Here is a 26,581-nt window from a genome sequence, read left to right as displayed (position 1 = left end):
TGACATCCATACTTCGCGGTAATGTAAAGAGAGTGGTGAGGTGATTTCTTGTTAAAAGTGCTGATTGTTGATGATCATGATATGGTTGGCTTGGGTATTAGTCGTGTACTACAAGACATCAAAGGCGTTGATGTGGTTGGCATCGTTCGCAGCGGTGAAGACGCGATTTCTCACTCGAGAAAACTATTACCTGACATCGTTTTGATGGATGTTCACATGCCCGGCATTGGCGGTTTAGGGGCCACCAAGGAAATTAAACGCATCCTACCGAAAATCAAAGTGATTGCATTATCTGCTTTGGATGACAGCTTGTATCCTACTAAATTGTTGGAAGCGGGGGCATCTGGCTATTTGACGAAAGGAACAAATACCGAAGAGCTGCTTGAAGCGTTGGAAACGGTGCAAAAAGGTGGTCACTATATTTCGAAAAGCATCGCTCAGAAAATGGCCCTGTCAAAATTCTCCATCGATAGTAAAGGTTCTCCTTTAGAAGCTTTATCTGATCGTGAATTGCAAGTGGCGCAAATGATAGTGGATTGTAAAAAGTCCACAGAGATTGCAGAGCATTTAAATGTAAGTCCGAAAACAGTGAGTACTTATCGTACACGCATTTTCTCTAAGCTGAACATAGAGAGTGATGTAGAATTGATTCACTTGGCTGTGCGCTACAACGTGCTGGGCATGGGGTAGTCAACGAGGTTTGTTTGAGTCCTATAGCGTTTGATCCAAAGCATTTTGTCAGTAATTTAACGACTCGCCCAGGTGTTTACCGTATGTACGGTAAAGGTGAGTTGTTATATGTCGGTAAAGCCAAAAATCTTAAAAACCGTGTGTCGAGTTATTTTCGTGCCACGGGTCTAACCACGAAGACCATGGCGCTAGTGAGCCGCATTGACGCCATTGAGGTAGCTGTCACCCAGAGTGAAACAGAAGCGTTACTGTTAGAACAAACGCTTATAAAACAGCATCGGCCTCCTTATAACATCCTACTTCGGGATGATAAATCTTATCCTTATATTCTCCTATCTGACCATCGTCACCCGGCACTCTTGTTTCGGCGCGGTAATAAACCAGAAAAAGGCAAGTTATATGGCCCTTTTCCTAATGGAACGGCGGTGCGAGAGAGTTTGAGTACCATGCAAAAGGTATTTAAAGTTCGTCAGTGTGAGGATAGTACCTATGCCAATCGTTCAAGACCCTGTTTGCAATATCAGATTAAGCGTTGTTCTGGGCCTTGTGTTGGCTTGATTGATGATGGTCAATATGATGAAGATGTTCGTCATGCGAGAATGTTTTTGCAAGGAAAAAACCAGGAACTGACCAATGAGCTTTCTGATAAGATGAAAGCAGCTGCCATGGATATGGAATTTGAGCGTGCTGCCGAATTGCGCGACCAGATGATCCAGCTCAAGCACATTCAAGAACAGCAGCATGTATACGGACAAACAGGGGATGCGGATGTGATCGCCGCATTAATTCAACCCGGTGGTTTGTGTGTACATGTAATGATGGTGCGACACGGTAAAGTCGTGGGCAGTAAAAGTTATTACCCAAAAATGCCGATTGAGATTACTGAGAGCGAATTACTTTCGTCTTTTATTGCGCAATTTTATCTCAGTGGTGTGCAAGAATTGCCGAAAGTGCTGATTACCAGCCACGAACTGGATGATGCGCAAGTGTTGGTAGACGGAATCTTTGCCACCACACAAAAGCGTATCGAGTTGTTGTTCAATGTTCGTGGTCAGCGTGCTCGCTGGATGGATCTGGCTAAGCTCAATGCTGAGCAGGGCTTGCAGGCTCGTCTGTCAGACAAACGTAATCACTTTAGTCGTGTCACCGCATTGCAAAAAATATTGGGTTTTAAAGAGCCACCAGCGCACATGGAATGCTTCGATATTAGCCATTCTAGCGGTGAGGCGACGGTGGCTTCTTGTGTTGTGTTTGGGCCTGACGGACCGGATAAAAAACGTTATCGATCCTTTAATATTGAAGGCATTGAAGGCGGTGATGATTACGGCGCGATGAAACAGGCATTAACACGCCGTTACAAACGTGTTAAAAGTGGTGAGTTGGAAAAGCCAGACGTGGTTCTCATTGATGGCGGTAAAGGTCAATTGACACAGGCGGAAAATGTGCTCAAAGAGCTCGGTCTGGTGGATGTCTTTCTATTGGGCGTAGCGAAAGGGGACACACGTAAGCCAGGCTTGGAAACCTTGTACATAGGCTCTAAAGAAGACGAGGTGGTATTGCCGCCCGATTCCGCTGCTTTGCACTTGATTCAGCATATTCGGGATGAGGCGCATCGCTTTGCTGTGAAAAGCCATCGTCGCCGTCGAGACAAAAAGCGCCGACATTCTGTGTTGGAGGACATTCCAGGGATTGGTCCAAATCGTCGTAAGGAGTTGCTTTCTGCCTTTGGTGGATATCAGGGGTTACTGGCTGCGAGTCAAGAAGATATTTCAAAAGTGAAGGGAATAGGTGCCAAAAAAGCCGAAGAAATCTACCTGTACCTCCATAAAAACTAGCCAGATTTTGTGTTGTACATCTTGTGTTTAAAATAGGAAGCAAATGAACATACCAAATATATTAACCTCTGTAAGGATCTTTATGATCCCTATTTTGGTCGGCATTTACTATTTGCCATGGGAAGGGCGCTATTATGCATGTGCAATTGTTTTTGCTGTTGCGGCTTTTACTGACTGGTTAGATGGTTTCTTGGCAAGACGCTTGAATCAAACCACCCCTTTTGGAGCCTTCTTTGATCCCGTAGCGGATAAGGTAATGGTTTCTGTGGCGTTGGTGATGCTTGTTGCGAATTATTCTGATCCTCTGATGACACTCGCCAGTGCGGTGATTGTTGGTCGTGAGATTGTGATCTCTGCATTGCGCGAATGGATGGCCGAGATGGGTAAACGTGCCAGTGTGGCCGTTTCTTACATTGGTAAGTTAAAAACAACGATGCAAATGTTGGCGATTTTTATCTTGCTGGGAACGCAGCCTGGCACAGAGTACGCTGTTATGGGTCAATCGGTATTGTTGATTGCCGCTTTGCTCACACTTTGGTCTATGTATATTTATCTCAAAGCGGCTTGGCCAGACCTTATGCCGAAACATTGGGATAAAAAGTAATCAAAATGAAAAAAAGTGCCTAAGTAGGCTATTTATTTAGAATTTTTCCTTGACGTGAAAGCTCAAATACATAGAATAGGCACCGTCTTTTGAGACGCGGGAATAGCTCAGTGGTAGAGCACAACCTTGCCAAGGTTGGGGTCGCGAGTTCGAGCCTCGTTTCCCGCTCCATCTTAAAAGTGATCTGATAAAGGCCGGATGGCAGAGTGGTCATGCAGCGGACTGCAACTCCGTGAACGCCGGTTCGATTCCGACTCCGGCCTCCATATCAGACAATGCCCGGGTGGCGAAATTGGTAGACGCACAAGACTTAAAATCTTGCGATAGAAATATCGTACCGGTTCGATTCCGGTCCCGGGCACCACTTAGTGGTGCTTTTTTTTGCTTTAAATTTTCTTATCCCCTCCAAACCCCCGCCGTTTCTGGCTTTCATCGTTTTCTATACACTCCTTCAAATTGTAAACTTTTCCGCTTATATGCTATGTTTTCCAAAGTTTTGCACCAAATCTGCACCAGATATTGCACCGGAGAATATAGAGCGTGGCTTCAATTTTTAAGCGTGAAGACGGAACTTGGCGTGCTCAAGTAAGCGTTAATGGTAAACGGAAAAGTAAAAGTGGTTTCTCAACTAAGCGTGAGGCAACAGCTTGGGCCGCTGAGCTTGAGCGTCTTGCAAAGGAGAGCCAATCTACCGATATTCCGAAAAGACCGTTTTCAGATGCCCTGAGTCGATATTTAGAACAAGTCAGTACAACGAAGCGAGGCTTTAAATTTGAGCGGCGCAGGATTGAGCGCTGGCTGGGCGATAGTGCTATCGATCCCGATCCCCTTTGTTATGTTCTGTTAGAAGATCTTCAACCCAAACACTTTGCTGATTGGCGCGATCGGCGCATGAAAGAGGTTGCCCCTGGTACGGTGCTTCGTGAGTGGACGATTCTTTCTGCTGTGTGCTCTCAGTGCGCGAAGGAGTGGGGTTGGTTGCGTGAGAACCCTATGAGTAAGGTAAAGCGGCCTGCAGAGCCTGAACCTCGTTCTCGTCGTCTGAAAGAGGGGGAGCTTGATCAATTGATGTTGACGACTCAGTACGATATCGACTTTCCACCCAATACAAAAACGCAACGTATCGGTGCGGCCATTGTCTTTGCTATTGAAACGGCCATGCGTGCTGGTGAGATATGCAATATTACGTGGGATGATGTCGACTTTGAAAAGCGTACTGTGTTTCTGCCTAAGACCAAAAATGGTAATGCTCGGGTGGTGCCCCTTTCGACCAAAGCTGTCGAGGTGTTACGCGGGCTACAGTTGGTAAAAGATTGCCGTGTTAATGCGTTTGGTTTAACCAGTGCGTCTTTAGACATTAACTTTAGGAAGGCAAGAGGGCGTTGCTTGATTGACGATCTTCACTTCCATGATTTGCGGCGTGAGGCTTTGACTCGTTTGGCGAAAAAGTTGGACATCATGACACTGGCGAAAGTCTCGGGGCACACCGACCTTAAGATACTTCAAAAGGTCTACTATGCCCCAGATATGGGGGATGTGGCTTTATTGTTGGATTGAGGTTTTTTTGAAGGTTAATGCGTTATCTTCTGTGCTTCGGCCCAGCTCATCACCTCACCAGCTAACCAGCGATAGTTTGTGCTGTTGGTTGACCCTCCGACGTTACGTGGTTTTGGAAAGTTGGGTTTGCAAGCCACGTCATACATGAACTTTTTCTTTGTAAGGCCAAGGTAGGCGGCTGTTTGTGCAGAGTTCCAGAGCTCTTTGTTTGCTGGCACTTTGGGCGCCTGCATAATGGAAATCAGTTCATCAATCTTATTAAATAATGCTTCCTGTGTGCTCATTATCCTTCTCCTTACGCCGCTTGTTGTTTGTCTTTCAGTATGGACATGGCCAGCTCGTAGCCGTGGTACCCTTTGCCCCATACGCTTCTTTGTTGGGTGTTGAGTTCCCCGTGTTGGTCGTATGGGTTGCGCCAGTTCTGTGGGTTGGCGTAGTGGGCGAGGGCTTTGAGCGCTTTGCTGTTGTCGATTTCGGCGTGCTCTTGCAGTAACGAGGTGATTTTTGAATACGCTGTATTGAGCTGTTCTTCTAGCGCTCGAATGGTGCGTTGTAGGTCTTCGTTATGGCTCTTTACTCGATGGTTCTCGGCGGCGGCACGGGCTAGGGTGTCTCGTGTGCTGGTAGATAGGGAGGCGATGCAAGCCAGTTGCTCGTACCCTTCAATGGCCGCGATCAGTTGACCCACGGTGATTGGGTTGCTGTTGGTATCGTGCCCTGCGATTTGATCTGTATTCCAGTTGATTGATGCTGTGTTCATGATAATTCCCTCTCTTAGGCGACTGCGGCTTGGTTTTTCTCGGCTTGGATGCGTTGATAGACTTCTTTGCGATGGATGCTGATGTCTTTTGGCGCGATGATGCCGATGCGAACTTGGATACCGACCACGCGAACCAACGAGAGTTTGATGTGTTGGTTGAGACGGATGGTTTGGCCAATGTCGCGTGAGATTTTGATGCGGCGGTTTGGCTCTGTGATGCGCAGGCGGATGGTGTCGTCTTTGATGTGATCGACCGTGATAAAAATCTGGCCGTTGATGACGATGGTTTCGTTGGGTCTGCGAGTGAGTATTAGCATGGTTACTATCCTTTGGTTGTATTTTGTGAGTTAAACTTACAACCTAAGATGTAATTATGTCAACAGTAAAAATTGTATTAGTTGTATTTAGATACAAAAAAACCCGCAATTAGCGGGCTATAACTGTAAAAATTCTTTTAGAATTTAACTTTTGCTTCTTTGACTACGCCTACAATGCGGCAATTTCCATTGATTTCGAGAGGGCGATAGTTGGAGTTAAGAGGTTTTAAATACTTTTGACCGGCATCAATAACTAGCTTTTTGAAAGTCACTTCGTCGGTGCCTTCGAGTTTAGCGACAACTAAACTGCCATTTTCTGCGGGGACGTTTGGGTCGACGAGAATTAAATGTCCTTCTGGAATACTGATCCCTGCTTGCGCCGTCATGCTATCGCCAACGACTTTTAACCAAAAGGCGTTTTCACTCACATTTGCCGGTGCTTCTTCCCATTCTATTTCATCCCCAAGTGTAATGTAGTCTATTGCCTCTGCCCAAGCCCCTGCTTGTACATGACTGATTATTGGTAGTTTTCTTGTCTCTACTGGGAAAGGGGCTGCGGTTACGTTGTTCTCTGGATTTGTACTTTCTATCCCTAGTTGTAGCCATTCTGGTGAGCACTTTAGTGCTTTGGCCAGTTCTAATAGTTTTCTAGGATTAGTTGTCTTTCCGTCTTCAATTTTTTGTAGAGACTGTTGAGTAATGCCAACATGTTGGGCTAACTCAACTTGCGTGAGTGCTAGCTCTAGTCTTCTCGATTTAACTCTTTGTGCCATGTTCATTCTGATTACCACAACTCTGTAGAAAAGTATCTTTTAATGATTACAACTTTATCTGTAGTTGACAAACAATAATAACTGTATTCAAATACACCTAAAATTGTATGGAGGGTTTATGACAGCCATTAAGAAAGCAGTCGATATTGTTGGGAGCCAAACGGCTCTTGCGCAAAAGTTAGATGTAACTCAGGCCCATGTGTGGAATTGGTTGCGCGTCCATAAACGAGCACCTGCTAGATATATTCGTCAAATCTCAGTCGCTACTGATTTTAAAGTGAGTATTGATGAGCTGCTTAAAGATCACGAAAAGCTCTGATTTTTAGGTTAAGTGCAGTTATCGGAAAAGAACACGTTTCGTTATTTCAGGAGAAAACAATGAGTGAACAACCTACAGGCCGCCGCATCGTTATTGACCCTAGCATTGTACGTGTAGTGCGGGCTTTGGATCATTTAAGAGATTCCTGTCGTTCCGCAGGGTTAAACCTTCGTAGCTCTGGATTAAAGGATACGAAGGTCAGGCAGGAAATACTTCAAACAGAAAAAATGATTGAGGCTGTGTTGAAAGACATAACCAGCCTCACCGTAACGCCTGAATTTTTTAATGAAGACAGGAGCTCTAATGAAACGTCGCCCCTGTCTGAGGGGGGGAGCTAGCCCTCATCAGGTATTTTTTTTACGACGTAGCGTCTGAGTTCTTTAATGATATCTGGAATGGAATCCTCACCAAGAAAGGCGCGGCATTGCACTGTAGGGATTAGCTCGTTCTCTATTAGGTCGTAGGAGACAGCAATAACAATGAAGCCATCTGATGCCTTTATTTTTTGCTGATCTACAGGGAGGTCAAGAACCTCTAAAAAGCGTGGCACAGGGCCTTTGACATTTTCAAACATTTGTAGTGTGTGTTCGCTGTCATCGCTGCTAAGTATTTGAATATTCATGCGCTGTCCTTGCTTGCTGAGTAATGGATTACCAAATTTAGAACATTAAAAACGTGGCTTCAAGTGCTGCACACGTTTGTATTTATCAGGAGAAAACTATGGATCACATCGACCAAGCGATTTATGACACGGTGCACAATTCTGGCATGGGGGCGAAGGAAATCGCGCCGCTGATGGGAGTGGGGCACCAAGTGTTGATTAATAAGGCCAACCCGCAAACGGAAACCCACAAACTTACGTTGCGTGAGGCCGTGGCACTTCAGTTGATCACGGGCAACCACGCCATTTATCGCGCTATGGGTATGGAACTAAGCATCAAGACGAAGCAAGCCGCGCCGTTGGGCATTTTGGAATCGGTGCTAAAAGCGGGTAAAGAACACGGCGATGTGCTGGCGATGATTCATAAGTCCATGGAAGACGGCAAGCTGACGATGCGTGAACAAGAACAATGCCAGCGCGAAATTACCGAAGCCATCGAAGCGTTAATGGATCTTCGTGAAGCCGTGCTTGAACACAGCAAGAAGCAGATTAAGGGGTGAGTTGTGGATAAGCGATATCAAGACAAAATTCGTAAGCTATTAGCCTTGTCACAAAGTGATAATCCCCATGAGGCGGAAACGGCCAAGCGTCAGGCAATGGCTTTGATGAAAAAGCATAGTATCAATGAAGATGAACTTGCTATCACTGAAGTTTCAGTTCGATCCATTCCCCGTAAAAATTTAAAACAATACGAGTCGGATTTGCTTACGGCCATCATGGTGATTTCCGGCACCTATTGCGTTATTAAGCATGATTTCAAAGTAAAGCGTGATCGATACCAGTGGTTCTGTATACCAACATTTATTGGGCTAGAAACAGACACGCAGTTGGCGGCTTACTCATTTGACGTGTTGCACCAACAACTGGAAAAGGCTAGGGCGGATTTTAAGAAAAAATATCGAGCCAATGCCAATCAGCAAGATCAGTTTTGCGTTGGCTGGGTGTTGTCGGCTGGTCGAAAGTTGGTGAATGTTTTTGGCCGAAAAGAAGCACCTAAAGAAGTAGATAGTCATCATGACAAACATACTAAAGGCATGACTAATGTAAAAGCTCGCAAGACCAAAATAGATAATCGTCAAGAGGCTGATGCTTGCAAAAGGTTGGGTTGGGCGATTGGTGATGAAGCACTGTTAAATCAGGCAACAACGAACCAGCAAGAGCAGCAATTAAGGCTTGGGGGCTTGTCATGAGATACAGCCTATACATCAACCAAGTTAGAGCGCTGGAATGGGGGCTTAATTTGCCCCAATGCGCTGTGCTGTCGGTTGTGTGTGAAGCGTCTTCTTGGGCGGATGGTACGTTAATGGATGGTGAAATCTATTACTGGTTTGCCAAGTCTAAGCTGCTGTCTGAGTTGCCGATGGTGACAGATAAAGAGGACACCATTGTTCGTCATTTGAAGAGCCTAGAGAAGTTTGGGCTTATCAAATTGAAGGTCGTTATCAAAGACAAGATGCATTACCAATATATCGCTCTTACGGCGAAAGGTAAGCTTTGGAATGCGATAGACCAACATGCACCAATCCCTGATAGTACGGGCACTTCCGACGGTCGGAAAAAAATCCGAGAGGCCGAAATCGACGAGGCGGAAATTTATCCGGAGGTCGGAAATATTTCCGAAGAACCTCGGAAAATTATCCGAGAAACCTCGGAAAAAAATCCGACTAATTATATTACTAGTAATACAAAAACCAATGATCAAACTTCTTTGGTCGAATCTCCCAAATCCAAAAAACCAAAACGGGCCTCTGCCGTTCCCGATGAGTTTTTGGTCGATCAGCGAATGTTGGATTGGCTTGCTGAGAATCAAATCACTACGGACTGGCGAACCGAGACGAGTAATTTTCTTGACCACCACCGAGCGAGAGGCTCGACGATGAAAGATTGGGTGGCCGCGTGGAGAACGTGGATGCGTAACTCGATGAAGTTTTCACCGCCTCGAGCGATGCCGCCTGCCGTGGCGAAGCAGCAAGTGAGCGACAGTTTGACAGACATTCACGACACCGATTGGTGAGGAGCGAACCATGTACGATTTGTTTGATGATTTCCCAGCAACCGACGCGGCGTACTTCGAAGCCGCGAACAACGCCCATGACTTAGCGCACTGGAAACCCAGCCACGATACGGTCTACGAGGCAGGGCGACGCGTCGGGTTCTCCAAGCTGCGTCGACGCGACACCGGAGCCGGAAAGCGCGCGTTTGCCAAGGTGTACAAGGACGTGTGCAAAGCGTGGTTGCGTGGTGAACGATTCAAACGAGACGTGATTGAGCCCAAGCAATACGGCGAGAAAATCAGCGAAAGTGAGCTATTGCGCCGTCGGGTGATTGGCCGTGAAAGAGTGTGTCAGTTGAAAAATTTATTAAGAGGGTGACATGAGTCTAGAAAACTTAATCCGCTATCACTTTGAAGATGGCTCTGAGGTCACCGCGAGCTGGAGAGAGGCACCAAGTGACTGTAATTACGTTTACTTTTTTAAGGGAGATTACGTTTTCTTAAAAGTGAGTGAGGAAGGGCTATGGGAATTAGTAAATATTGAGTTTCATGAATGGGAGCAAATTACGAACCCCATTCGAATCTCTGAGATTATGAAAAACGCATACCCACGGCCTGTGGGGGTTTGATAAGAGGAGGAGTCATGAAAAAGCAAAAATACAAACACTGGGAAAACACACTGCAGCAGCGATTTGTAAAGTGGTTATGGGATCGCTTTGGCGTGGCAGATCGCATGCACCTTCGGGCCGCAGCGATACACGCAAGAATGGAGCAGGGGAGTTTAATGAACAAAGTGGATAAATTGGAAAGGGCGCTTGAAAAGGAAAAGATCAAGCACCCTAATTTAGAAATGACGGCAGAAGACATCGAAAAAATAGAGCATCCACGGCTTAAGGCTTACCTATGGCGAACCCAACGCCGCTTCTGGAAAGAAGAAGATACTCAGGAATAGATTGCCGTTAATCCTCTACGAATATGAACTCCCAGCCATGTTTCTCTTCTTTCAATAAGAAGTCTAAGTCGTCGAAAGAAAGGTGACGAACCGTGGCGGGAGTCCAATGGTATTTCTGGACTAAGTAGAAATGAAGTGCATCTAAGCCTTTGTGTGCTTTGTAGCCTTCACGTTTTGCGATTTCATCGCCGAAAGCTTCTATTTGGAAGTGCTTTTCTGCTTGAGCTTCATGACGGAGTTGCATTTTGCGGGACTCGGCTGCTGATCTCATAAATATCATCCTTTGACGTTATGTGAAGCATCAATCTAATCAAAATAGTAACAAGGTTTCAAACCACCCAACCACGTTTTATACAGGATTCAATAAACAATGCGCTGGCTAGACAGAGACAAACCCAACACATTAAGCGCGCTAGGATGGCGGATCGTGAATGACCAAGTGACGTACCTCATATCCAGCTCAGAAGATGCCGGTTGGTCTGGCGTGGGCAACACAGGGCGCATTTGTGAGTCCGCTCAACTGGGCATCACGCCCACCTTTGGCGGCGGGGGCGACAGCAATGCCGCGATGATCAGACAAATCCGTGCGCTGTCGGCAAAAGACAAAGGCTTCGATTGGCTCTTTTGTGACCTGTCACGCATGCAAAAGCTCTGCTTATTCGCTGCCGTGCTGGCAGAAGGGCGCAAAACGATAAAGGGCAAGCCGCTGACGAATGCCCGAATCGCCGCCACTTTGCCGAGCTTCGCCGCCGAATTACGCCTTGGCCCTGCCCATGCCACACCGACCGAAAAGACCTTTGCCAACCATGTGGCAGAGGGGCGCAAACGCTTCTTGCTCAGGCTAAAAACCGAACTGGCCGCACGACAAATCAACATGGATGAAAAAGTAAAACAGAGTGATAAACTCGTAATGAATCAAAGGTGAAATAAGGACTTATGCTAATGAACAATCTCATGATGGATGAAGAAGAGTTTTATGAACGTCTTCATCAGTTACTAAAGCCAAGCGCTCCGATTGATACAATTGAACATTTATGGGGCAGAGAAGAAAAGCTAAATGATATTCGCCGCGCGCTGTATGCTCATGGTCGTCATGCTTTCATCTTAGGAGATCGTGGGGTAGGGAAGTCATCTTTGGCGCAAACGACCGCGCATACGATTCAGTCCTCGGACAATTGTCCTATCATCGTGACTTGTGATCACAGTTCTACATTAAGTAGCGTTATCCTGAAAGCAATGAATGCGGCTTTAAATAGTGTAGATTTTCGTGAATATGCCTCCAAAATTCAGCTTAAATTGCCATTTTTAGTCTATGAGCAATCTAGTTCGTTTAACAAAAAGCCAACCTTTCCAGATAAGATCGATATACAAGACGCTGCTTATGCGTTGATTAACCTATCTGAGTGGCATTCGACTAAGCCTGTTATTGTCATTGATGAGTTTGATTTGATGCCAGAGGAAGAACGCCGAAACTTTGGTGTTCTTTTGAAACAGTTGGGTGATCAACACGCTAAGGTGAAGTTGATTTTCACTGGTATTGGGCAATCGCTTGATAGTTTGATGTCTGGGCACTTGTCGAGCTTCCGTCAGCTACACCAAGTTAAGTTAGACGTTTTGGATTGGACTGCGCGTTTTAAGATTATTGATACGGCGTTTGAAGCCTTTGATATCTCACTTCCAGAAGAAATACGCTACAAAATTGCAGGCCTTAGTGATGGTTTTCCAAGCTATATTCATTTGATCTGTGAAAAGCTTCTAACCAAAGCGTACTTTTCTAGAGATGAAATTGATCAAGTTACGTTTTCTTTGTTTATTCAGGCGTTAGATGAGGCCATTAACTCTGTATCAGAAACTCTGAGAAAGAGTTATGACAAAGCGACGATTGCTAAACCAGAACACATGCATCATATTTTGTGGGCTATGGCTGACTCGTCAGACTTGCAGCGCAATAGTGAGCATATTACTCATTCTTATAAAGAGATCGCTAAGCAGCTTGATGTCCCTCCTTTAGATCAGCCAGCTTTTAAGAAAGAGTTTGATAAGCTCCGCAAGTCTTCACACGGACAGATCATTCGCCGAGCATTTGACAGTCGTCCGGGGTGGTTTGCTTTTTCTGAAAATGTGATCAGAGGTTTTATCCGCATGTGTGCAGAAAAGAACAACGTGGAACTGGACTTCGAACGTGCGTTTACTGCAAATACCGCCACAGCCAGACCGACTGGGCCGAGGTCTACTTATCAGCCTCTTAACCAAGTGGAACGTGATGCTGATCGCATGCGTAAAAAGTACTAACCGTTTGAGGGTAAATACATTTGAACCTTGATCGTCCCCAAAAAGTCACCGATACCGCCATCAAAGCCGCGCTAAAAACCGACAAACGTTACCTCTACGATGCGCGCCGTGTTGAATTTCACATCAATGCGGCGCGGACAGGCGGCACTTTCTACGATGTGATCTACAAAGGCAAAAAGCGCCAGCGCACCAAGCTTGCCAAGTGGCCAGCGGTGACGGCGAAAACCCTGTTTGCCGAGCTGCCTGCGATACGTGCCAACGCCTTGGCCGATCGGGAAGCCAGCCTCACCGTGTCCGCCTTTCAAACGGGCGGCGAGGTGTTGTTGTGGTTTATGCAGCACATCGAGGCGGACAAAACTTACTCGTCGGATTACGTGTCCACCGCGTCCAGCTACATAGGCAACCACCTATTGAGCCAGCTCGACGCCGTGCGACTCAATGACATCGACAAACCCTTACTGTACAAGCAGCTCTACATGCCCATGCAAAGCGATTACGCGCTATCGACCATCAAGGGCGTATTGGGCGTGCTGAAAACCGCTTTTGCGCGTGCGGATGAACTGGGCCTCATTGCCAGCAACCCCACGAAGCACATTACCCTTAAAAGCTTCACCACATCCCAGCCCGACAGCCAACCAGGGCGACTCAAGCCCCACGATTTACCTGCCTTACTCGCTGCCATCCACAAACAGTCCACCCCACGGCGCGTCTTCTTTATGACCCAACTACTCCACGGGACCCGTGAGGGCGAAACCAGCCTTGCCGAGTGGAAACACTTTTCACCTAATCAATTGGAATGGTACATCCCGCCAGAGAACACCAAAAACGGCAAAGAGCACCGCTTGCCCATCACACAACAGGCGATGGACCTGATCAACCGCTTGCCCAAACGTGGCACTTATATTTTCAGCGTGAAAGGCAACAAACCCATTGCGACACGGACGATAGAGCGTTGGTACCAAAGCTTGAGTGATGAAGTGGGCATCAAATTTACCAGCCACGACATCCGCAAACTCGCACGTGATAGCTGGCAAGACATGGGTATCGACTGGGTGATTGGGGAAATGCTACTCAACCACGAACGGGACGGACTGGACAAACGCTACATGCATGCCCATTCGAGAGAACAGATGCGCAGGGCGTTGGGGGAGTGGGGAGGGGTTGTAAGTTGAATTATTTTAGTCAAAGTCTGTATATAACCACAGTGGTTTGAAATGGATGTTTTGCCTTTACTTTGTAATGATGATTTAAAGTTATATATAGGGTTGGGTTTAAAACTACTTTTTTATGTTTTTTAAGGCTGATTTTCAGCGGTTTAGATGTGCGGTTAGATGAATTAAAAGAGGTGTTTAGGCTTTAGTCATACATCGATGAGTTTTTAAGTGTTTGATTGTACGAGGTTTTATAAATCAGAGTGATCAAAAAAACTTAACTTTGTAATTTAATTTTGTAATTTAATATTACAAATCAATGAGTTATGCGTTTTTTTGGGGTTGATGGCGCGAATTCAATGCGCTATAGTCTGGTTACATACTAATCAGATTTTTTCGAAAGGGGCTAAAGGTTGATGGTTCTAGCGGTAATGAATTTTGCCTTTGTGAGTGTCATAAACTTATTTTTTAGAGGGGAGTTTAATATGAAGCAGACATAAAAAAGCCACGTATCTAGTAGAACTAAATAAGTGGCTTAGATGTGCAATCTTGCTCGACAAAGCAATCAGCACTTGCTGAGACAGGCTCAACTTATAGAAATTAGATCCTAGCGCAGTTAGGCTGGAATCTCAAGAACCTGTTAACGCCATCGAAGCCTTTTCATTAATCTGTACTTTATAGAAGGAATTTCTATGATGAGGCTTCATGATGTTCTTAAGTTGTGTGTGGAGGTGCTTATACACCTTAACGACTTAGTGGATAGCTTGACCATCTTGATCCATTCGTTGGTTTAGGTGGTTTCTAGTTAGGTGTTGAAAGCCGCTTCGTGCGGCTTTTTTGTGCGTGATTCTAAGCATGATATGCGCACCCATTCGAGAGAACAGATGCGCAAGGCGTTGGGTGGTAAAATAAAAAAATATTTTTATTTCGTAGTTTTATGAGTGTTGTAAATCATTGATATATTTTGTTTTTTTTAACTTTCTGTGAGAAGGTTGAACATAATTAATATTTGCTAATATTAATTATGTTATTATAATGTAAACTTTACAATACGAAGATTTATAAAGAGGTTGAATTATCATGCCTTTACCTAAAGCAAGACAAGAAAAGCCAAAAGCGACCGCGAAAGACGTTAAGTCTGCAGCTGCCGTTGGCAATGCTGCGTTTGCTTACTTTAAGAAACATGGCTCATTTCCTACTTCCAAAGAGCAGTTAGCTAAGGGATAGCTTGTCAGTTGTTCAAAGTACGTCCTTGTTCAGACTAGCTGATAACTGGGAACTTCATAAAAACTCATTTGAATCCTATAAGCTTTATGGAGAGCTTCCCGATTACTTTGGTCGGGATGCAGAGCTGAGCCATCCTACTGTACATCATATTCACCTCGCAGTTACCGAAAAACTCGCTAAAGAGTGGTCTAGGCGTTATCCGAGAATAGATCAAATTCGTTATCGAACGACAAAAGTGGGAGAGCCTGAGAACGACTACTGGCTCATTTATGCTTATGATGACCTTGATGATAAATACTTACTGTTAACCATAATTGGTCCCGATGCACATAACGATGCTGAATGGCGAGCTTCTCTAACCACTCTTTACGTCCAATTCGTAGAGCCTTGGATTAACGGTAAGTTGGATGATGTGATTTAGTTTTTGTTTTCGTATAGCGCTAAGATGCTATCTGCACCTTGTTTTGCATATGAATCTAGTTTATCACTCCAAGGATCACCATTTGAAGCTAAATCACATAACTCACTTTGTAGTGTGACTATGCTTTGTGGCTGATGCTGTTGCAATATTTTATCTTTATAAAATGACTGCGTAAAATCCAGAGAAGATTTATATCTAGCCCTGTTCTCATGAACTTTCTCAAGTTTCCTTTTGACTGCTTCAGTTTCTTTGTCAAATTTGTAATCATTTATTGTGGTTTGTCTTATACGTTTATTCCAAGCTTGGAGTTCCATAAGATAAACAGTTAAGTCTGAAAAATACATTTCATAACACAGGCTAAGCTCTTTGATTGATGCTGTTTTATGTTCAAGTCTATGCTGTTTCTTTGTTCTTTCTTCCCATGATTGGAAGGATCTATAAGCATAAAAAGCTGCAAATGCTGTAGCTATTCCTGCTATACCAGTCGCCATATTAGAAAAAACTGATAGTTTGGTATCAGTTGCTGACCAGGTCGGAAAACCTGCCAATGTCCCAAACATGTAGCCAAAAACACCGATAAAGAAGCTGCATACCCACCAACTAGCATCCCTGAACATATCTGATACACCTTTTATGATTGTCTATTCACTGCAAAAGCTGCATTAATTTAATGGCGTTAATTGTACACTAATTAATTTAATGGGCTTAATGCTTGAAATGCATTAACTGTAATACTACCATTACTGTGCACTGGCAAAATCCAGTGCCGGGATTGAGACCCCGTAAAACAAAGCGGCCTAGAACACGCACCGCGTGTTTTTTTGTGGCCGAGATTCGCCTGTTATGGTGGGTCTGCTTCAGGCTAGCTTCGGCTAGGCCGTTTCCTTTGTGCGGTAGTCTCAACCTGATTCAGATCCACCACCTTAATAAGCTTGAGACCTTATTTTGGTGGTTAAGACCATACAAAGGAGGCCAGCGATGGCGAACATTACTATTCTCTCTAAAGACATCCGTACACTCGACGGATTGTATTCCCTTAATGATCTTCATAAAGCTAGTGGCGGTGACAAAAAACACGCACCTTTTCGCTTCATGCGTAATACACAAACTAAAGAGTTAATTGCCGAAATTGAGCAAACACCAAATTTGGTGCTTGCTTGTAAAAGTAGTCACGGTGGCAAAAGCTCTGGCACTTGGGTGTGCAAAGAATTGGTGTACGCGTATGCCATGTGGATCAGCCCCAAGTTTCACCTACAAGTGATCCGCGCTTTTGACCAAGCCCAACAGCCAGAACCCGAACCGGTGCAACAATCCTTACCCGCCGCCCCGATCCAAGACGACGAAAAACTCAAACTCATTAATAGCATTGCTCAGTCCATGGGGTTAGAAGAGAGCATCGCCATCGTGCCAGCCATCGACATCATGAGCATGATCCAAACCATCCGAAAATACCAAGACGCCGTCGCCCACCTCCAAACCAACCCCGCATGGGTCGACCAAACCATCGAACGTGTCAAAAACGCCACAGGCCGACACTTTGGGGATGATTGTTAGAGCAGGGGGTATCAAAATGATGCGACTCATAGCTAGAATTTATTATATTAATATTAATATAAACATTAATATAATCTTATTGACGGAGACGTCATATGGATGCAGCAGAGTGAGTCACATCACACATCCGGCTACCGTAAAAGGTCGAGGGCAACCCGGTAAAGGCTTTCTGAATATCGGGCATAGGCTCAAAATTTGAATCAATGCTCGACGGAACCCGCTTTTAGGCGGGTTTTGTTATTTCTGGGGTTTGGGAAGAGGCTTTCCTAACCTAAGATTCTTCGCAATGTTGAAAAAACTCACCTTGTCCAGCTTGGGCATCACGTCCTCAGGATAAGCACTGGTGATGTGTATCCTCATTAACTTTTTCTCTCGGTACATTTTAAAGGGTACGAAATAGATGATTTGCCCTTTTTCCTCTGTGTTGATGGTGACAGAGGCATAGCTTCCATAACCTGCGTGTCCTATGCGGGTTTTCTTGTCTCCAAAGGCATCAACAATTTGTCTCAAATACTTTTTTGAGAGTTCATATCTTTCAAAGCAAAACGGTCTGCTTTCTTTTAGTGTGTGGTACATCAGATCCGCTTTTTCCGCTTCTGTTTGATGAGGGTAGTCTTTTGCGAAGCAATGGAATGAGTAGGAGACAATGAAAGTGTAGGTTTCTTTTTTCCCGTTTCTGGTATCGGAGTAAGTCGCTTCATGGGCGTCTAGGTGGCTAAGGTCGTATTCTTGGCCGTTTGCATCGATAAACGGTCTCCATTTAGCTACCTCGTCAATCTTTCTCCGCATTCCTCGTCCCAATTTATCAAGAGTAAAGCCGAGTAATATACCTTTGAGTGGCTAAAAATTCCATAAAACGAGGGCTATCGACAGTCATTACGATAGATGAGTGAGAAACGCTGCCAGAGATTTTGTGGATGTAAAATAGGGGTGTAAATGCTTATCCCACTAAACTTTTTAACCATATTAAACTTTTGTATTTTTTTGTTGTTTAAAATCAATTGCTTATGATATTGAGTTTAATTAGGTTTTTTATTTTGTGGATTTTCATCTCTTTTCGATGTAGTCTTCAGTTGATCAACAACTTATATTACTTAGGAATTTAACTATGTCTAATGACGCACCTAGAACTATCGAAGCTCTGAAATTAATTGTCGAAGAGTTGGAAGAACATTCACTTAGGCTAAAAAATGTAGAGAATAATCAGAATGACAGTCAAAAGGTGGCTAATCAGCAAGCCCATGAAATATTAGCCTTACAAACGAAAGTGCGTAATCTTGAAATAAAAACCAAAGCAAAAGATGGAACGCCAAAAAAAGAGTTGGCAAAACTTTACAATTTAACGCCAGGGAGAATTAGTCAAATTACTAATGAGCAATAGAATGGATGCTATTGTGAAAAAATATTTAAATTATTTACAGCCACCTTCGGGTGGTTTTTTTTCGCCTAAACAAAACATATTCATCAAAAAACACCTGTCATTTGCCGCCAACATGCCGCCATTGCGTTGTGAATACGCCTTGCTGTAGCCCAATGTTTATAAGGGTTTAGATACAAAATGTCGCTTTCATAAGAAGAGAACGACATTTTGTTTTTTCGCGCGCGGGGCTTGCAAGCCCGGGAGTTAGGCGATAAATTATCTCCATGCTGTTAGTTTTGTATCTAACGGCAACACACATCTTCATAGAGCCTCGCTAAGTGCGGGGCTTTGTCATTTCTGGGCCTCGCTTTTTGCGGGGCTTTTTCGTTTCTGGGGTTTCTATGGCCAACGATTGGGATCATTTTCGCGAGCTGATAGAAGCTCAACGCAAGGAAAACAGAGAGCAATTTGGCGAGCAAAGGCGGGCGACAACGGAGCTTGCTAAGTCTGTGTCTGAGTTGAGCTCAATATTGGCACGATCGGAAGAGCGGCATCTTTCACATGACGATGGAATGAAGCGAATCAGTAAGGTGGTTGATGATCATGAAAACCGTCTTAGATTCGTTGAAGCCCGCACCATTACTGCCTTTAGCAGCTGGAAGGCCGTGACATTAATTGGTTCGTGTACTGCAGCGGCCATCACGATTGCATTCAATTATTGGGGTATCAAATGAGCTTAAACCTAGATCAATTACGTGAGTATGTTGTCGTGCCAACGCTTTCAAACCTTGGCATGTACAGCGAAGCGGCAGAGCAGCTAGTCATGGGCACGATCACGCAAGAGTCACGCGCAACGTACCTTAAACAGCTTGGAACAGGGCCGGCGCTTGGTCTGATCCAGATGGAACCCAACACACATAAGGATATCTGGCTCAACTTCGTTAAGTACAAATCCTCGTTACAGGATGATCTTCGCGCCTTGCTAAGTGGCGAAGCGGACGATGTGTTTGAGGTGTGCGGTGTGCCTGACCCTTTAGAGCTTATGTGTAACATCAAATACGCTGTGGCCATGTGCCGTGTGCACTACTGGCGCCAGCCTCAACCATTGCCTGAGCCCAATAATATCAAGGCTTTAGGGGAATATTGGAAAGAACACTACAACACAACTCATGGCGCTGGCACAGTCCATGAGTTCGTCAATCACTTTCCGTTTGAGCTGTACGGAATCGATAAGGAGCAATATGTATGAGCACGATTTTCTTAGCCATTTTGAAGACATTATTGACTAAATTAGTCACCGAGAAGGTGTTAATTGCTGTATTCCTACATGTGGCCGAATTCCTGACAAAAAAGAGCACGAATACTCTTGATGATAAGCTTTTTGAGGAAGTAAAAAAGGCATTGAACGAATCTTAAAATTCTCCCCAAATTGGCCTATTTTTGATGGTCTGTTTTTGTGGTCATTTTAATGACAAAAACGTTCAGTATGTTTTTTGATCAAAAACGCTTAAAAATGACTGTTTTTAGGTCAATTTTAACCAATCGGTTAATGTTTTTAACTGATTGATTTATAAAGAAAAGGTACTCAAAAAGGGGGCCTTTTTTCTGCGGGTCTAAGACTCGCGGGGTCAGAGAAATTTTTCAAAATATAGCTTCTGTTTCCCATTCCCATTTGACCATCATTCTTGTGAATAGAGGGTAAATTTACATGACGACTAAAATGCAGCTTGCTGCTGCTTTGGATGTGAATGTTAAGACGATTCGTAATCATGAAAAAGACGGCTATACCGTTGTTCGCGATGACTCTGGAGACATCGACATTGAAAAATCAGTGCATGCTTATGTGGATTACTTATCAGAAACTGTTCGGCAGTTGAGGGCGAATGTCGGGAGGAAAACGGGGGGAAGCAGTAGAAACAGTAAACAGTCCAAAACGCTCGAAGATTGGAAAAAAGAGAAGGAAAAACAAGCTGCCATAAAACTGCATTTGCAGAATGGTCGTGAGAGCGGCGAATTAGTGCCTTATGACGCCTTATTAGAGTTGGTAAATGGCCCACTTTCGATGTTTAGAAGGCAGCTTTTAGACGTGCCTAATCAGTTACAAAAACGCTTAAAGGTTTCCCCTAAAGAGGTCAAAGTGATTGAGCAGGTGGTTGAGGGCGCTTTTGACAGTTTAAATGAGCTTGGAAATGATGAATTACCGTCGCTTATCGAGAACATTCTCGAAAAATATTCTAAGCATTACGTCCCCGCCGAAGAAGATACCGCTAATACCGTGGAGTAAGAAAAACTACAATTCCGATGCTCAGATATACCCGCCTAAGTCGTTTCAAAAGGCGTGGTTGCTGGCATTGGAATCGCCCTACATAGAAAAAATCGTTCTGTCTAAAAGTGCGCGGGTTGGTTACGCCATTTTTATCAACACATCGGTGGCGTGGCTGGTATCTAACGATCCTGGCAACATCATGATTGTTCAGAACACCCAAGGCGATGCGGAAAAGTTCGCGACAAAAGAGATAGGTAAGGTGTTTAATCACTGCGCGCCAGTGATATCCAAGTTATACGGCAAAAACACCACCACCGAGAAAAGCTTTTTCGGGGGTGACTTGTCAATCGTTTGGGCCACGTCTGCCAGTAGTTTTAGGATGGTGACGATTAAATATCTCTTTATGGACGAAATATCGGGCTGGCCGAATAACGTCGATAAAGAAGGTGACCCAATCGATTTGGGCATCACGCGAACCGAGAGCGAAGGCCAACGAAAAATAGTTTTAGGCTCTACGCCGAAAGAAGCAGGGACTTGTAAGATTACCCGCGAGTTTCTGCAAACCGATCAGCGTTATTTGTATGTGCCTTGCCCCCATTGTGGTTTCAAACAACGCTTAAAATTAGAGAACTTTCGATACTCGCCCAAGCACTACAAAGACGCCCACTTCGTTTGCACTCATTGCAGCGGCAAGATTGAAGAACACCATAAATTCAACATGGTGGAGGCGGGGGAATGGCGCGCCACACGAGAGTTTACATGCTGTGGCGTTCATCAAACCCCAGAACAATGGGACGAAACAGGCTCCGCTTTGTGTTGTAAATGTGGCGAACCGGGCGACACCAACGAGCGGGGCAAAATCGACGCTGGCTTTCATATATGGTCAGCCTACAACGACAACCCCAACACCTCGTTGCCATCGATTGCGGCTGAATACGACAAGGCGAAAAAAGACCCACGCAAAATGCAAACCTTCATGAACACGAAGGTGGGCGTGGAGTACTCGGACGCATCACGAGCGCACAAGCTCAACAACTTCGAAGCCCTGTACCAGCGGCGAGAGCACTATTCGCCAATGGAATGTTTGCCGGAACAAGTGCGCGGTGTTTTAGCGACGATCGATACCCAAAAGAACCGCTTTGATTACCACTTTTGGGCGGTTGGAGAGCGGGGCGAGATGTGGGCGATACATTACGGAAAAGTCCACGGTGACCCTGAAGACGTCTCGACTCAGCAAAATCTCATCCGCGAATTTGAAACCGAATTTACTCTATCCGATGGGCGAAGCATTGGCGTATTTGCGGCGGCCATGGACTGTAATGGTCACGCGTGGAAAGCCATGCTGGAATTTTGCGCGCCGTATCAGGGTTGGATTTTTGCGATTCGAGGGGAAGGAAGTCAAAAAACCAAATTCAAGCCAGAATTCACCCTCACTTACAAGGTTCACCCCGAAGTGAAATGTGAATACCGAAGCCTGAACGTTCACCAACTTAAAAACCGCGCGGCAGAACGTTTAAACAACGAAGTGCCAGGCAAAAACTACATCCATTTCCCCGTAAACGACGTGTTTGATTTGGACTATTTCCAAATGCTCACCGCCGAAGAATTAAAGGGCAGTGGCAGCAACGTGAAATGGGACAAAAAGCCCGATCAAAAGCGCAACGAGCCGTGGGATTTACTCGTTTACGTGCTGTGGCTTTATGACTTCTTACGGCCAGAAATCAAAGACGCCTCGCCCCAAGAGCCACTTGGTCTGATTGATCCAAATGCCCACAAAATCACCGATGACGTCATCGAAAACGACTACGGCGATTATTACGAAACGTCAGACTATGGAGACTACTAATGACCATTTACTCGACTGACGACAACTTAAAAATCGTCCAACAAGCCATCACCGACCTAGTGCAAGGTAAGCGAAAGGTGAGGGTTGAGTATACCAATCCGCAAGGCGGCCGAACTTCCATGCAATACACCGAGGTCAGCTTGTCAGAATTACGAGCATTAGAGCGCCAAATGATCAGCGATTTGCAGTCCGTTCCATTGATGCAAAGTGTCGATGTTGAGGTGATATTTTGAGTTATTCCAGTGTTGCCAAATCGCCCTTGTTTAAAGGGGCTGAACTGCATGACAACGAAAAGAGCGAAAGCGTTCTCTTAAAAGAGATCACCGCCAGCCATCACCTTATTCGCAATAACCCCTTGTTACGAGTGGGGGCGTCTCGCTTTCGGGCAAGCTGTATCGGTGGTGGTGCAAAGCCCGTTTTCGATCCTGCCTTATTCAGCGAATCCTTCATTAAGAGTTTTGAAGAATGGACGCTTTATTGTGACTTTTACGACAACACCAACTTTGCAGGCGTTCAAGCCTTAGCCGTTATCACCATGCTTTTAGATGGCAGCGCCTTCATTGTGCGCCGTCGTACCTTGCATCCTATGCCGTTGCAAATACAGGTCGTTAGTCCGCTGAGCTTAGCGATTGACCTTGAGCAAACAGGGGCGAGCAGTTACGTTCGCGGCGGCATCTTGTACGCAAAAAACGGAAAAGTGAAGAAATACGCTTTTTATAAACTGCCACGGGATCATCCAGACTTTGACGAAGACTCGGTGAACTGGATACCCGCTGAAGACGTGATCCACCTGCGTGATGTAGTGCATGTTTCCCAAAGCACGGCACAGCCTTGGATTTCCCCCGGGGCCGACTTTGCCAAGCAATACCAAGACAACCAAACCGTCGAGATCAAGTCTCGAATGAAGCGGGTAGGCCAACAAGTCTTTGCACTGAAAGAGACCGAAATCAGCCAAACCGCAGGTGGCCCAGCGAGTCAACGAACACCGCAACGCCTTGTGCACAATGCAGGCGGCGTGACCTTTTTGAATGGCGTGAAAGAGATCAAAACCGCGTCCCCCGCTGAGATCGCCGGCAACTACCAAGAGCACAACAACCAAGTGTTGCGGATGATTGCGGGTCTGCTGGGCATCACCTACGAAATGCTAACGGGGGATTTAACGCAGGTTAATTATTCTAGCATTCGCGCGGGCATGATCAACCACCGCCGCTTGATTGGGCAATTACGAGACATCGTGTTAGGCCCCGCGTTTAACCGCATATTGGGCTGGTTTATCGATGCGTTCCATCTCGGTACATCCGAGAGTTTGCCCAACTACTTTGAGAACCCTTACCCCTACTTAAACCCCACATGGATTTGGCCAGAATGGGAAGAAATCGACCCACTCAAAGCCGCCAAAGCCTTGGTGTTAGAAGTCGAAAATCACATCACGTCACTAGAAGAAGTCTCCAATGGTCGCGGCAAAACGCTCGACCAACATTTAGATGGCGTACAACGAAGCCAAGACGCGAAACAAGAGAGAGGAATAGACAATGCGGCATCTTCTGCAGTTGATGACGAACTCCCCGATGATGATGACGATTGACGCGCATCAGGCCAACTTTGAGTTACTCAAACAGTTCTACCAAAACCCAAGCTTATTTTTAGGCAGTGATAACGGCGGACGAGAAGGCACTTTTTGTCACTTGTCCGTCTTCGGTCCCACCTCGCACCGCTTTAATGGACTAGACGCGAACTGTAATGAAATCCTGTCTTACCGCGACTTGCGGCAACGTTTCAGCGCCCTTGCCCAAGACGACTCAGTGAAGAAGATCTTCGTAGAATTCGATGGCCCCGGTGGTGAAGCGTCTGGTTGTTTTGATCTGGCCAACTTGATTAAAGAAATTGGCGCGATAAAACCCGTGGTCGGCTTCATCAATGGTGGCTCTTACTCGGCAAACTATGCTTTGGCCTGTGCTTGTACCGAACTGTACGCCAGCCCACACAGCATGGCGGGTTCTATTGGTGTGATCTTTGGTCGTCGTGAGGTTCATAACGACAAAGAGACCATTACCTACTTCACCACAGGCGAAGCCAAAGCCGATGGCTCACCGCATCTCGCGTTAAGTGAAGAAGAGCGCGAACGTCACCAAGCCATGGTGAACCAATTGGGTGATGCCTTCTTTCAGCTAGTCGGGCAAAACCGAGGCATCGACGCCGCCCAGGTTCAAGCACTGCAAGCCAAAATGTTTGGCGCGAGCGATTTACTGGCCCACGGCCTAATTGATGGCATTAAAACAGAGGAAGAGATTCATACCATGATGACAAATTCAACACACAAGCGAATCGTCGCGGAAATCAACGCCGCCCACGAAGCGGAAACCGCCGATTTAAAGGCACAAATCATTGCCTTACAGCACTCGTCCGCCGCCCAGGCGGCCGCACACACCGAACTGGCCCAGAATATTAATCATCTTGCCAAAGCCGCAGGCGTACCAGAAATGGCAGGCCAGCTTATTCAAGACAACGCCAGCGAAGAGGAGGCATCAAAAGCGTTAAAAGAAGCCGCCGCGAAAAAAGACGAAGACATTTCATTAACCAGCGGGTTGGAGTCTCACAAAGAAGAGAGCTACGACATGCTACAACTGATTGAGGACGCGTAATGCAAGAGATACATAACAAAGTCTCCGACTCGTTAATACTCCTTTGGTCCCACGAGCGGGGCGAGATGTGCATCAAACAAATCGATGCCGCCGCGACGCAACCAGAATGGTCCATCGTTACCAAAGAGGGTAAAGCGCTGGATGTCAAAGCAGAAGACTACGACGGCAGCGACGCTTACGGCATCCACGCAGGCGGCGGCAAAGTGTACTGGGCGCATTCAGTGTTCAATACCCTGTACATCGCATGGCCAAACGGCATAACGGAGCCGATCAAAGCGGCCATCACCGAACAGCTTGAAAAAGCATTTATCGTTATCAAAGAAGGGTCACAGTAATGGAAGATATATTCGATCACGAAGCGTTCTCGCTGAGCGCGTTAACAACGGGTTTTAATGCATCCGTCCACATCGATGCCGCCGTACTCAATATGTTCACAGTGGAAAATGTCGAACATCGTAACGTCATGATTGTGAAGTCTGGCCAACAGCTTCAAGTCTTGATGCCAGGTGAAATCGGCCAAAACCCCAACATCGACGAACACGACGCCGAAAGCGCGGTACCAGTGCGTTTGATTCGTTATCCGTTTGAAACACAAATCGTCCCCAGTGACCTGTCACGCATTGGTTCATTGCGCGATAAAAAGATCAAAGCACAAGAGCTGGCATCTTTGGTTAAAAGCCAGATGGGGAAACACAAAGATAACCACCGCTATACCGCGGCGTTTACGGCCTATTCTGCACTAAAGGGAAAGGTAAAAAACAAGAAAGGCACGATACTTGTTGATTTACATAAAGTGTTAGGCGTTGACGAGCGCAAGCTGGATTTGAAGCTCGGCACAGCGGGCACCGACGTACCTACCTTGTTGAAAGGGCTGCGCAAAGCCACGGTGGATAATGCGAAAAAGCATGGCCATCTTACTTTGCAGGGTGTTGAGTGTCGCATTGGTCAAGAAATGATTGAGCGCATTTTGAATCATGACAGTATCAAAAAGTTTTACAGTGAAGAAATTCACGCCAAACGCGTGGTGGCCTTTGCGGATGATCCAAGCGAAATCAACATCTGTGGTATCAAGTTTGTGTCAGACGAAGCCGACGAAGTGGCCGAAAAAGGCGCCTCATACCCGCTTGGTGTAAAAGGCTTATTTGGGATGTTGCGTGCGCCAGCGGACGTACTGCATTCCAGCTCAGCCAAAGCCCGTGAGTGTCACATCACCACAGAGCCAATGAAGCACGACGAAGGCTTAGAAATCCGCTCCCGCGCGATTTACTTGCCGATCGCTCGTGATCCATCCTTGTTAGCCGAAATCTACAGCTCGAACTAACAGAGCGTTTCTTACCCAACTCCTTATCTTTTGACCTATG

At 45.7% G+C, this 26,581-nt stretch carries 36 protein-coding genes, 3 tRNA genes and 2 pseudogenes; 32 read left to right on the top strand and 9 right to left on the bottom strand.

Annotated features, from left to right (window positions below; all coding sequences use genetic code 11):
* Positions 1 to 48 precede the first annotated feature (48 nt).
* From AC0VYI_RS18815 to AC0VYI_RS18785, 7 genes are all read left to right on the top strand, one after another.
* Positions 49 to 690, top strand: a complete 642-nt coding sequence (locus AC0VYI_RS18815) for a response regulator (protein ID WP_199474479.1) — start codon at positions 49 to 51, stop codon at positions 688 to 690.
* Positions 691 to 704: 14 nt separating this feature from the next.
* Complete coding sequence (uvrC, locus tag AC0VYI_RS18810; RefSeq protein ID WP_475444820.1) at positions 705 to 2,525, top strand: excinuclease ABC subunit UvrC; 1,821 nt, start codon at positions 705 to 707, stop codon at positions 2,523 to 2,525.
* 43 nt (positions 2,526 to 2,568) lie between these two features.
* A complete protein-coding gene (gene pgsA, locus AC0VYI_RS18805; protein WP_067013958.1) occupies positions 2,569 to 3,129 on the top strand; it encodes a CDP-diacylglycerol--glycerol-3-phosphate 3-phosphatidyltransferase in 561 nt (186 codons plus the stop codon).
* 96 nt (positions 3,130 to 3,225) lie between these two features.
* Positions 3,226 to 3,300 (top strand) — tRNA-Gly (locus AC0VYI_RS18800).
* A 21-nt stretch (positions 3,301 to 3,321) separates the two neighbouring features.
* A tRNA-Cys gene (locus AC0VYI_RS18795) sits at positions 3,322 to 3,395 on the top strand.
* An 11-nt stretch (positions 3,396 to 3,406) separates the two neighbouring features.
* A tRNA-Leu gene (locus tag AC0VYI_RS18790) sits at positions 3,407 to 3,493 on the top strand.
* Positions 3,494 to 3,669: 176 nt separating this feature from the next.
* Positions 3,670 to 4,686, top strand: a complete 1,017-nt coding sequence (locus AC0VYI_RS18785) for a site-specific integrase (protein WP_475444818.1) — start codon at positions 3,670 to 3,672, stop codon at positions 4,684 to 4,686.
* 14 nt (positions 4,687 to 4,700) lie between these two features.
* Here AC0VYI_RS18785 and AC0VYI_RS18780 read toward each other — a convergent pair whose 3' ends face one another.
* From AC0VYI_RS18780 to AC0VYI_RS18760, 5 genes and pseudogenes are all read right to left on the bottom strand, one after another.
* The gene (locus AC0VYI_RS18780; RefSeq protein ID WP_475444817.1) at positions 4,701 to 4,970 is read right to left on the bottom strand and encodes a helix-turn-helix transcriptional regulator; all 270 of its coding nucleotides are present in this window, start codon (positions 4,968 to 4,970) and stop codon (positions 4,701 to 4,703) included.
* Between the two features lie 11 nt (positions 4,971 to 4,981).
* Positions 4,982 to 5,446 carry a hypothetical protein gene (locus AC0VYI_RS18775; RefSeq protein ID WP_475444815.1) on the bottom strand — a complete coding sequence of 155 codons (465 nt, stop codon included), beginning with the start codon at positions 5,444 to 5,446 and terminating at the stop codon, positions 4,982 to 4,984.
* Positions 5,447 to 5,460: 14 nt separating this feature from the next.
* Positions 5,461 to 5,625 (bottom strand): annotated as a pseudogene (locus AC0VYI_RS18770) (carbon storage regulator); the annotation flags it as partial.
* A gap of 15 nt (positions 5,626 to 5,640) precedes the next feature.
* Positions 5,641 to 5,763, bottom strand: a pseudogene (locus tag AC0VYI_RS18765) (carbon storage regulator); the annotation flags it as partial.
* Positions 5,764 to 5,900: 137 nt separating this feature from the next.
* Positions 5,901 to 6,536 (bottom strand): LexA family protein, encoded by a 636-nt coding sequence (locus AC0VYI_RS18760; protein ID WP_475444813.1) that lies wholly within the window; start codon positions 6,534 to 6,536, stop codon positions 5,901 to 5,903.
* 118 nt (positions 6,537 to 6,654) lie between these two features.
* Here AC0VYI_RS18760 and AC0VYI_RS18755 point away from each other — a divergent pair, with 118 nt between their 5' ends.
* Both AC0VYI_RS18755 and AC0VYI_RS18750 read left to right on the top strand, forming a co-directional pair.
* The gene (locus tag AC0VYI_RS18755) at positions 6,655 to 6,855 is read left to right on the top strand and encodes a YdaS family helix-turn-helix protein (protein ID WP_475444811.1); all 201 of its coding nucleotides are present in this window, start codon (positions 6,655 to 6,657) and stop codon (positions 6,853 to 6,855) included.
* Between the two features lie 59 nt (positions 6,856 to 6,914).
* Positions 6,915 to 7,193 (top strand): hypothetical protein, encoded by a 279-nt coding sequence (locus AC0VYI_RS18750; RefSeq protein WP_475444809.1) that lies wholly within the window; start codon positions 6,915 to 6,917, stop codon positions 7,191 to 7,193.
* Here AC0VYI_RS18750 and AC0VYI_RS18745 read toward each other — a convergent pair.
* The gene (locus AC0VYI_RS18745; protein ID WP_475444807.1) at positions 7,190 to 7,477 is read right to left on the bottom strand and encodes a hypothetical protein; all 288 of its coding nucleotides are present in this window, start codon (positions 7,475 to 7,477) and stop codon (positions 7,190 to 7,192) included. The two genes, AC0VYI_RS18750 and AC0VYI_RS18745, sit on opposite strands and share 4 nt — an antisense overlap.
* 98 nt (positions 7,478 to 7,575) lie before the next feature.
* Between AC0VYI_RS18745 and AC0VYI_RS18740 the strand changes: the two genes are divergently transcribed.
* From AC0VYI_RS18740 to AC0VYI_RS18715, 6 genes are read left to right on the top strand one after another with little or no spacing between them, the layout of a single operon-like run.
* Positions 7,576 to 8,016 (top strand): phage regulatory CII family protein, encoded by a 441-nt coding sequence (locus AC0VYI_RS18740; RefSeq protein WP_475444805.1) that lies wholly within the window; start codon positions 7,576 to 7,578, stop codon positions 8,014 to 8,016.
* Positions 8,017 to 8,019: 3 nt separating this feature from the next.
* Complete coding sequence (locus AC0VYI_RS18735; protein ID WP_475444804.1) at positions 8,020 to 8,706, top strand: DUF2786 domain-containing protein; 687 nt, start codon at positions 8,020 to 8,022, stop codon at positions 8,704 to 8,706.
* Positions 8,703 to 9,530: a hypothetical protein gene (locus AC0VYI_RS18730; RefSeq protein ID WP_475444802.1), complete on the top strand. Its 828-nt coding sequence runs from the start codon at positions 8,703 to 8,705 to the stop codon at positions 9,528 to 9,530. Before AC0VYI_RS18735 ends, AC0VYI_RS18730 begins: the two co-directional genes overlap by 4 nt.
* A 10-nt stretch (positions 9,531 to 9,540) precedes the next feature.
* A complete protein-coding gene (locus tag AC0VYI_RS18725) occupies positions 9,541 to 9,888 on the top strand; it encodes a hypothetical protein (protein ID WP_475444801.1) in 348 nt (115 codons plus the stop codon).
* Position 9,889: 1 nt separating this feature from the next.
* Positions 9,890 to 10,138, top strand: a complete 249-nt coding sequence (locus tag AC0VYI_RS18720; protein ID WP_475444799.1) for a hypothetical protein — start codon at positions 9,890 to 9,892, stop codon at positions 10,136 to 10,138.
* A 14-nt stretch (positions 10,139 to 10,152) separates the two neighbouring features.
* Positions 10,153 to 10,461 (top strand): hypothetical protein, encoded by a 309-nt coding sequence (locus tag AC0VYI_RS18715; RefSeq protein ID WP_475444797.1) that lies wholly within the window; start codon positions 10,153 to 10,155, stop codon positions 10,459 to 10,461.
* Positions 10,462 to 10,468: 7 nt separating this feature from the next.
* On the opposite strand, the gene AC0VYI_RS18710 is transcribed toward AC0VYI_RS18715, so the two are convergent.
* Entirely contained in the window at positions 10,469 to 10,732 is a 264-nt protein-coding gene (locus AC0VYI_RS18710) for a hypothetical protein (RefSeq protein WP_475444796.1), read from the bottom strand.
* 156 nt (positions 10,733 to 10,888) lie between these two features.
* Between AC0VYI_RS18710 and AC0VYI_RS18705 the strand changes: the two genes are divergently transcribed.
* The 5 genes from AC0VYI_RS18705 to AC0VYI_RS18685 all read left to right on the top strand — a co-directional run bounded on the left by AC0VYI_RS18705 (position 10,889) and on the right by AC0VYI_RS18685 (position 15,552).
* Positions 10,889 to 11,386 carry a hypothetical protein gene (locus AC0VYI_RS18705; protein ID WP_475444794.1) on the top strand — a complete coding sequence of 166 codons (498 nt, stop codon included), beginning with the start codon at positions 10,889 to 10,891 and terminating at the stop codon, positions 11,384 to 11,386.
* Positions 11,387 to 11,403: 17 nt separating this feature from the next.
* Positions 11,404 to 12,753, top strand: coding sequence for an AAA family ATPase (locus tag AC0VYI_RS18700; RefSeq protein WP_475444793.1), 1,350 nt, complete (start codon positions 11,404 to 11,406; stop codon positions 12,751 to 12,753).
* Positions 12,754 to 12,773: 20 nt separating this feature from the next.
* Positions 12,774 to 13,925: a tyrosine-type recombinase/integrase gene (locus AC0VYI_RS18695; protein WP_475444791.1), complete on the top strand. Its 1,152-nt coding sequence runs from the start codon at positions 12,774 to 12,776 to the stop codon at positions 13,923 to 13,925.
* 1,059 nt (positions 13,926 to 14,984) lie between these two features.
* Complete coding sequence (locus AC0VYI_RS18690) at positions 14,985 to 15,131, top strand: hypothetical protein (RefSeq protein ID WP_475444790.1); 147 nt, start codon at positions 14,985 to 14,987, stop codon at positions 15,129 to 15,131.
* Between the two features lies 1 nt (position 15,132).
* Positions 15,133 to 15,552, top strand: coding sequence for a type II toxin-antitoxin system YafO family toxin (locus tag AC0VYI_RS18685; RefSeq protein WP_475444788.1), 420 nt, complete (start codon positions 15,133 to 15,135; stop codon positions 15,550 to 15,552).
* On the opposite strand, the gene AC0VYI_RS18680 is transcribed toward AC0VYI_RS18685, so the two are convergent.
* Positions 15,549 to 16,169: a hypothetical protein gene (locus AC0VYI_RS18680; RefSeq protein WP_475444786.1), complete on the bottom strand. Its 621-nt coding sequence runs from the start codon at positions 16,167 to 16,169 to the stop codon at positions 15,549 to 15,551. The two genes, AC0VYI_RS18685 and AC0VYI_RS18680, sit on opposite strands and share 4 nt — an antisense overlap.
* 361 nt (positions 16,170 to 16,530) lie before the next feature.
* On the opposite strand from AC0VYI_RS18680, the gene AC0VYI_RS18675 reads away from it, so the two are divergent.
* Positions 16,531 to 17,106: a KilA-N domain-containing protein gene (locus AC0VYI_RS18675; protein WP_475444784.1), complete on the top strand. Its 576-nt coding sequence runs from the start codon at positions 16,531 to 16,533 to the stop codon at positions 17,104 to 17,106.
* A 237-nt stretch (positions 17,107 to 17,343) separates the two neighbouring features.
* Here the strand turns inward: AC0VYI_RS18675 and AC0VYI_RS18670 are convergent, their stop codons facing one another.
* Positions 17,344 to 17,895, bottom strand: a complete 552-nt coding sequence (locus tag AC0VYI_RS18670) for a hypothetical protein (protein WP_475444783.1) — start codon at positions 17,893 to 17,895, stop codon at positions 17,344 to 17,346.
* 319 nt (positions 17,896 to 18,214) lie between these two features.
* Between AC0VYI_RS18670 and AC0VYI_RS18665 the strand changes: the two genes are divergently transcribed.
* The 11 genes from AC0VYI_RS18665 (at position 18,215) to AC0VYI_RS18615 (ending at position 26,541) form a co-directional block, all read left to right on the top strand.
* Positions 18,215 to 18,487 carry a hypothetical protein gene (locus tag AC0VYI_RS18665; protein ID WP_475444781.1) on the top strand — a complete coding sequence of 91 codons (273 nt, stop codon included), beginning with the start codon at positions 18,215 to 18,217 and terminating at the stop codon, positions 18,485 to 18,487.
* Positions 18,488 to 18,867: 380 nt separating this feature from the next.
* A complete protein-coding gene (locus tag AC0VYI_RS18660; protein WP_475444779.1) occupies positions 18,868 to 19,200 on the top strand; it encodes a hypothetical protein in 333 nt (110 codons plus the stop codon).
* Positions 19,197 to 19,715, top strand: coding sequence for a hypothetical protein (locus AC0VYI_RS18655; protein ID WP_475444777.1), 519 nt, complete (start codon positions 19,197 to 19,199; stop codon positions 19,713 to 19,715). The genes AC0VYI_RS18660 and AC0VYI_RS18655 overlap by 4 nt, the downstream gene beginning before the upstream one ends.
* On the top strand, positions 19,712 to 19,882 hold the full coding sequence (locus tag AC0VYI_RS18650) for a hypothetical protein (RefSeq protein WP_475444775.1): 171 nt from the start codon (positions 19,712 to 19,714) through the stop codon (positions 19,880 to 19,882). Before AC0VYI_RS18655 ends, AC0VYI_RS18650 begins: the two co-directional genes overlap by 4 nt.
* Positions 19,883 to 20,174: 292 nt before the next feature.
* Positions 20,175 to 20,750, top strand: coding sequence for a hypothetical protein (locus AC0VYI_RS18645; protein WP_475444773.1), 576 nt, complete (start codon positions 20,175 to 20,177; stop codon positions 20,748 to 20,750).
* Positions 20,751 to 20,817: 67 nt separating this feature from the next.
* Positions 20,818 to 22,578 carry a terminase gpA endonuclease subunit gene (locus tag AC0VYI_RS18640; RefSeq protein ID WP_475444772.1) on the top strand — a complete coding sequence of 587 codons (1,761 nt, stop codon included), beginning with the start codon at positions 20,818 to 20,820 and terminating at the stop codon, positions 22,576 to 22,578.
* Positions 22,578 to 22,811: a gpW family head-tail joining protein gene (gene gpW, locus AC0VYI_RS18635; protein WP_475444770.1), complete on the top strand. Its 234-nt coding sequence runs from the start codon at positions 22,578 to 22,580 to the stop codon at positions 22,809 to 22,811. Before AC0VYI_RS18640 ends, gpW begins: the two co-directional genes overlap by 1 nt.
* Positions 22,808 to 24,163, top strand: a complete 1,356-nt coding sequence (locus AC0VYI_RS18630; protein WP_475444768.1) for a phage portal protein — start codon at positions 22,808 to 22,810, stop codon at positions 24,161 to 24,163. The genes gpW and AC0VYI_RS18630 overlap by 4 nt, the downstream gene beginning before the upstream one ends.
* Positions 24,111 to 25,220: a S49 family peptidase gene (locus tag AC0VYI_RS18625; protein WP_475444766.1), complete on the top strand. Its 1,110-nt coding sequence runs from the start codon at positions 24,111 to 24,113 to the stop codon at positions 25,218 to 25,220. The genes AC0VYI_RS18630 and AC0VYI_RS18625 overlap by 53 nt, the downstream gene beginning before the upstream one ends.
* Entirely contained in the window at positions 25,220 to 25,555 is a 336-nt protein-coding gene (locus AC0VYI_RS18620) for a hypothetical protein (protein WP_475444764.1), read from the top strand. Before AC0VYI_RS18625 ends, AC0VYI_RS18620 begins: the two co-directional genes overlap by 1 nt.
* Positions 25,555 to 26,541 carry a major capsid protein gene (locus AC0VYI_RS18615; RefSeq protein ID WP_475444762.1) on the top strand — a complete coding sequence of 329 codons (987 nt, stop codon included), beginning with the start codon at positions 25,555 to 25,557 and terminating at the stop codon, positions 26,539 to 26,541. The genes AC0VYI_RS18620 and AC0VYI_RS18615 overlap by 1 nt, the downstream gene beginning before the upstream one ends.
* Positions 26,542 to 26,581 lie beyond the last annotated feature (40 nt).

This window comes from Marinomonas sp. 63XJN7_9_ISO-PGPR-S23-217, from assembly GCF_056173515.1.
This window is presented reverse-complemented; position numbering and strand designations above follow the sequence as displayed.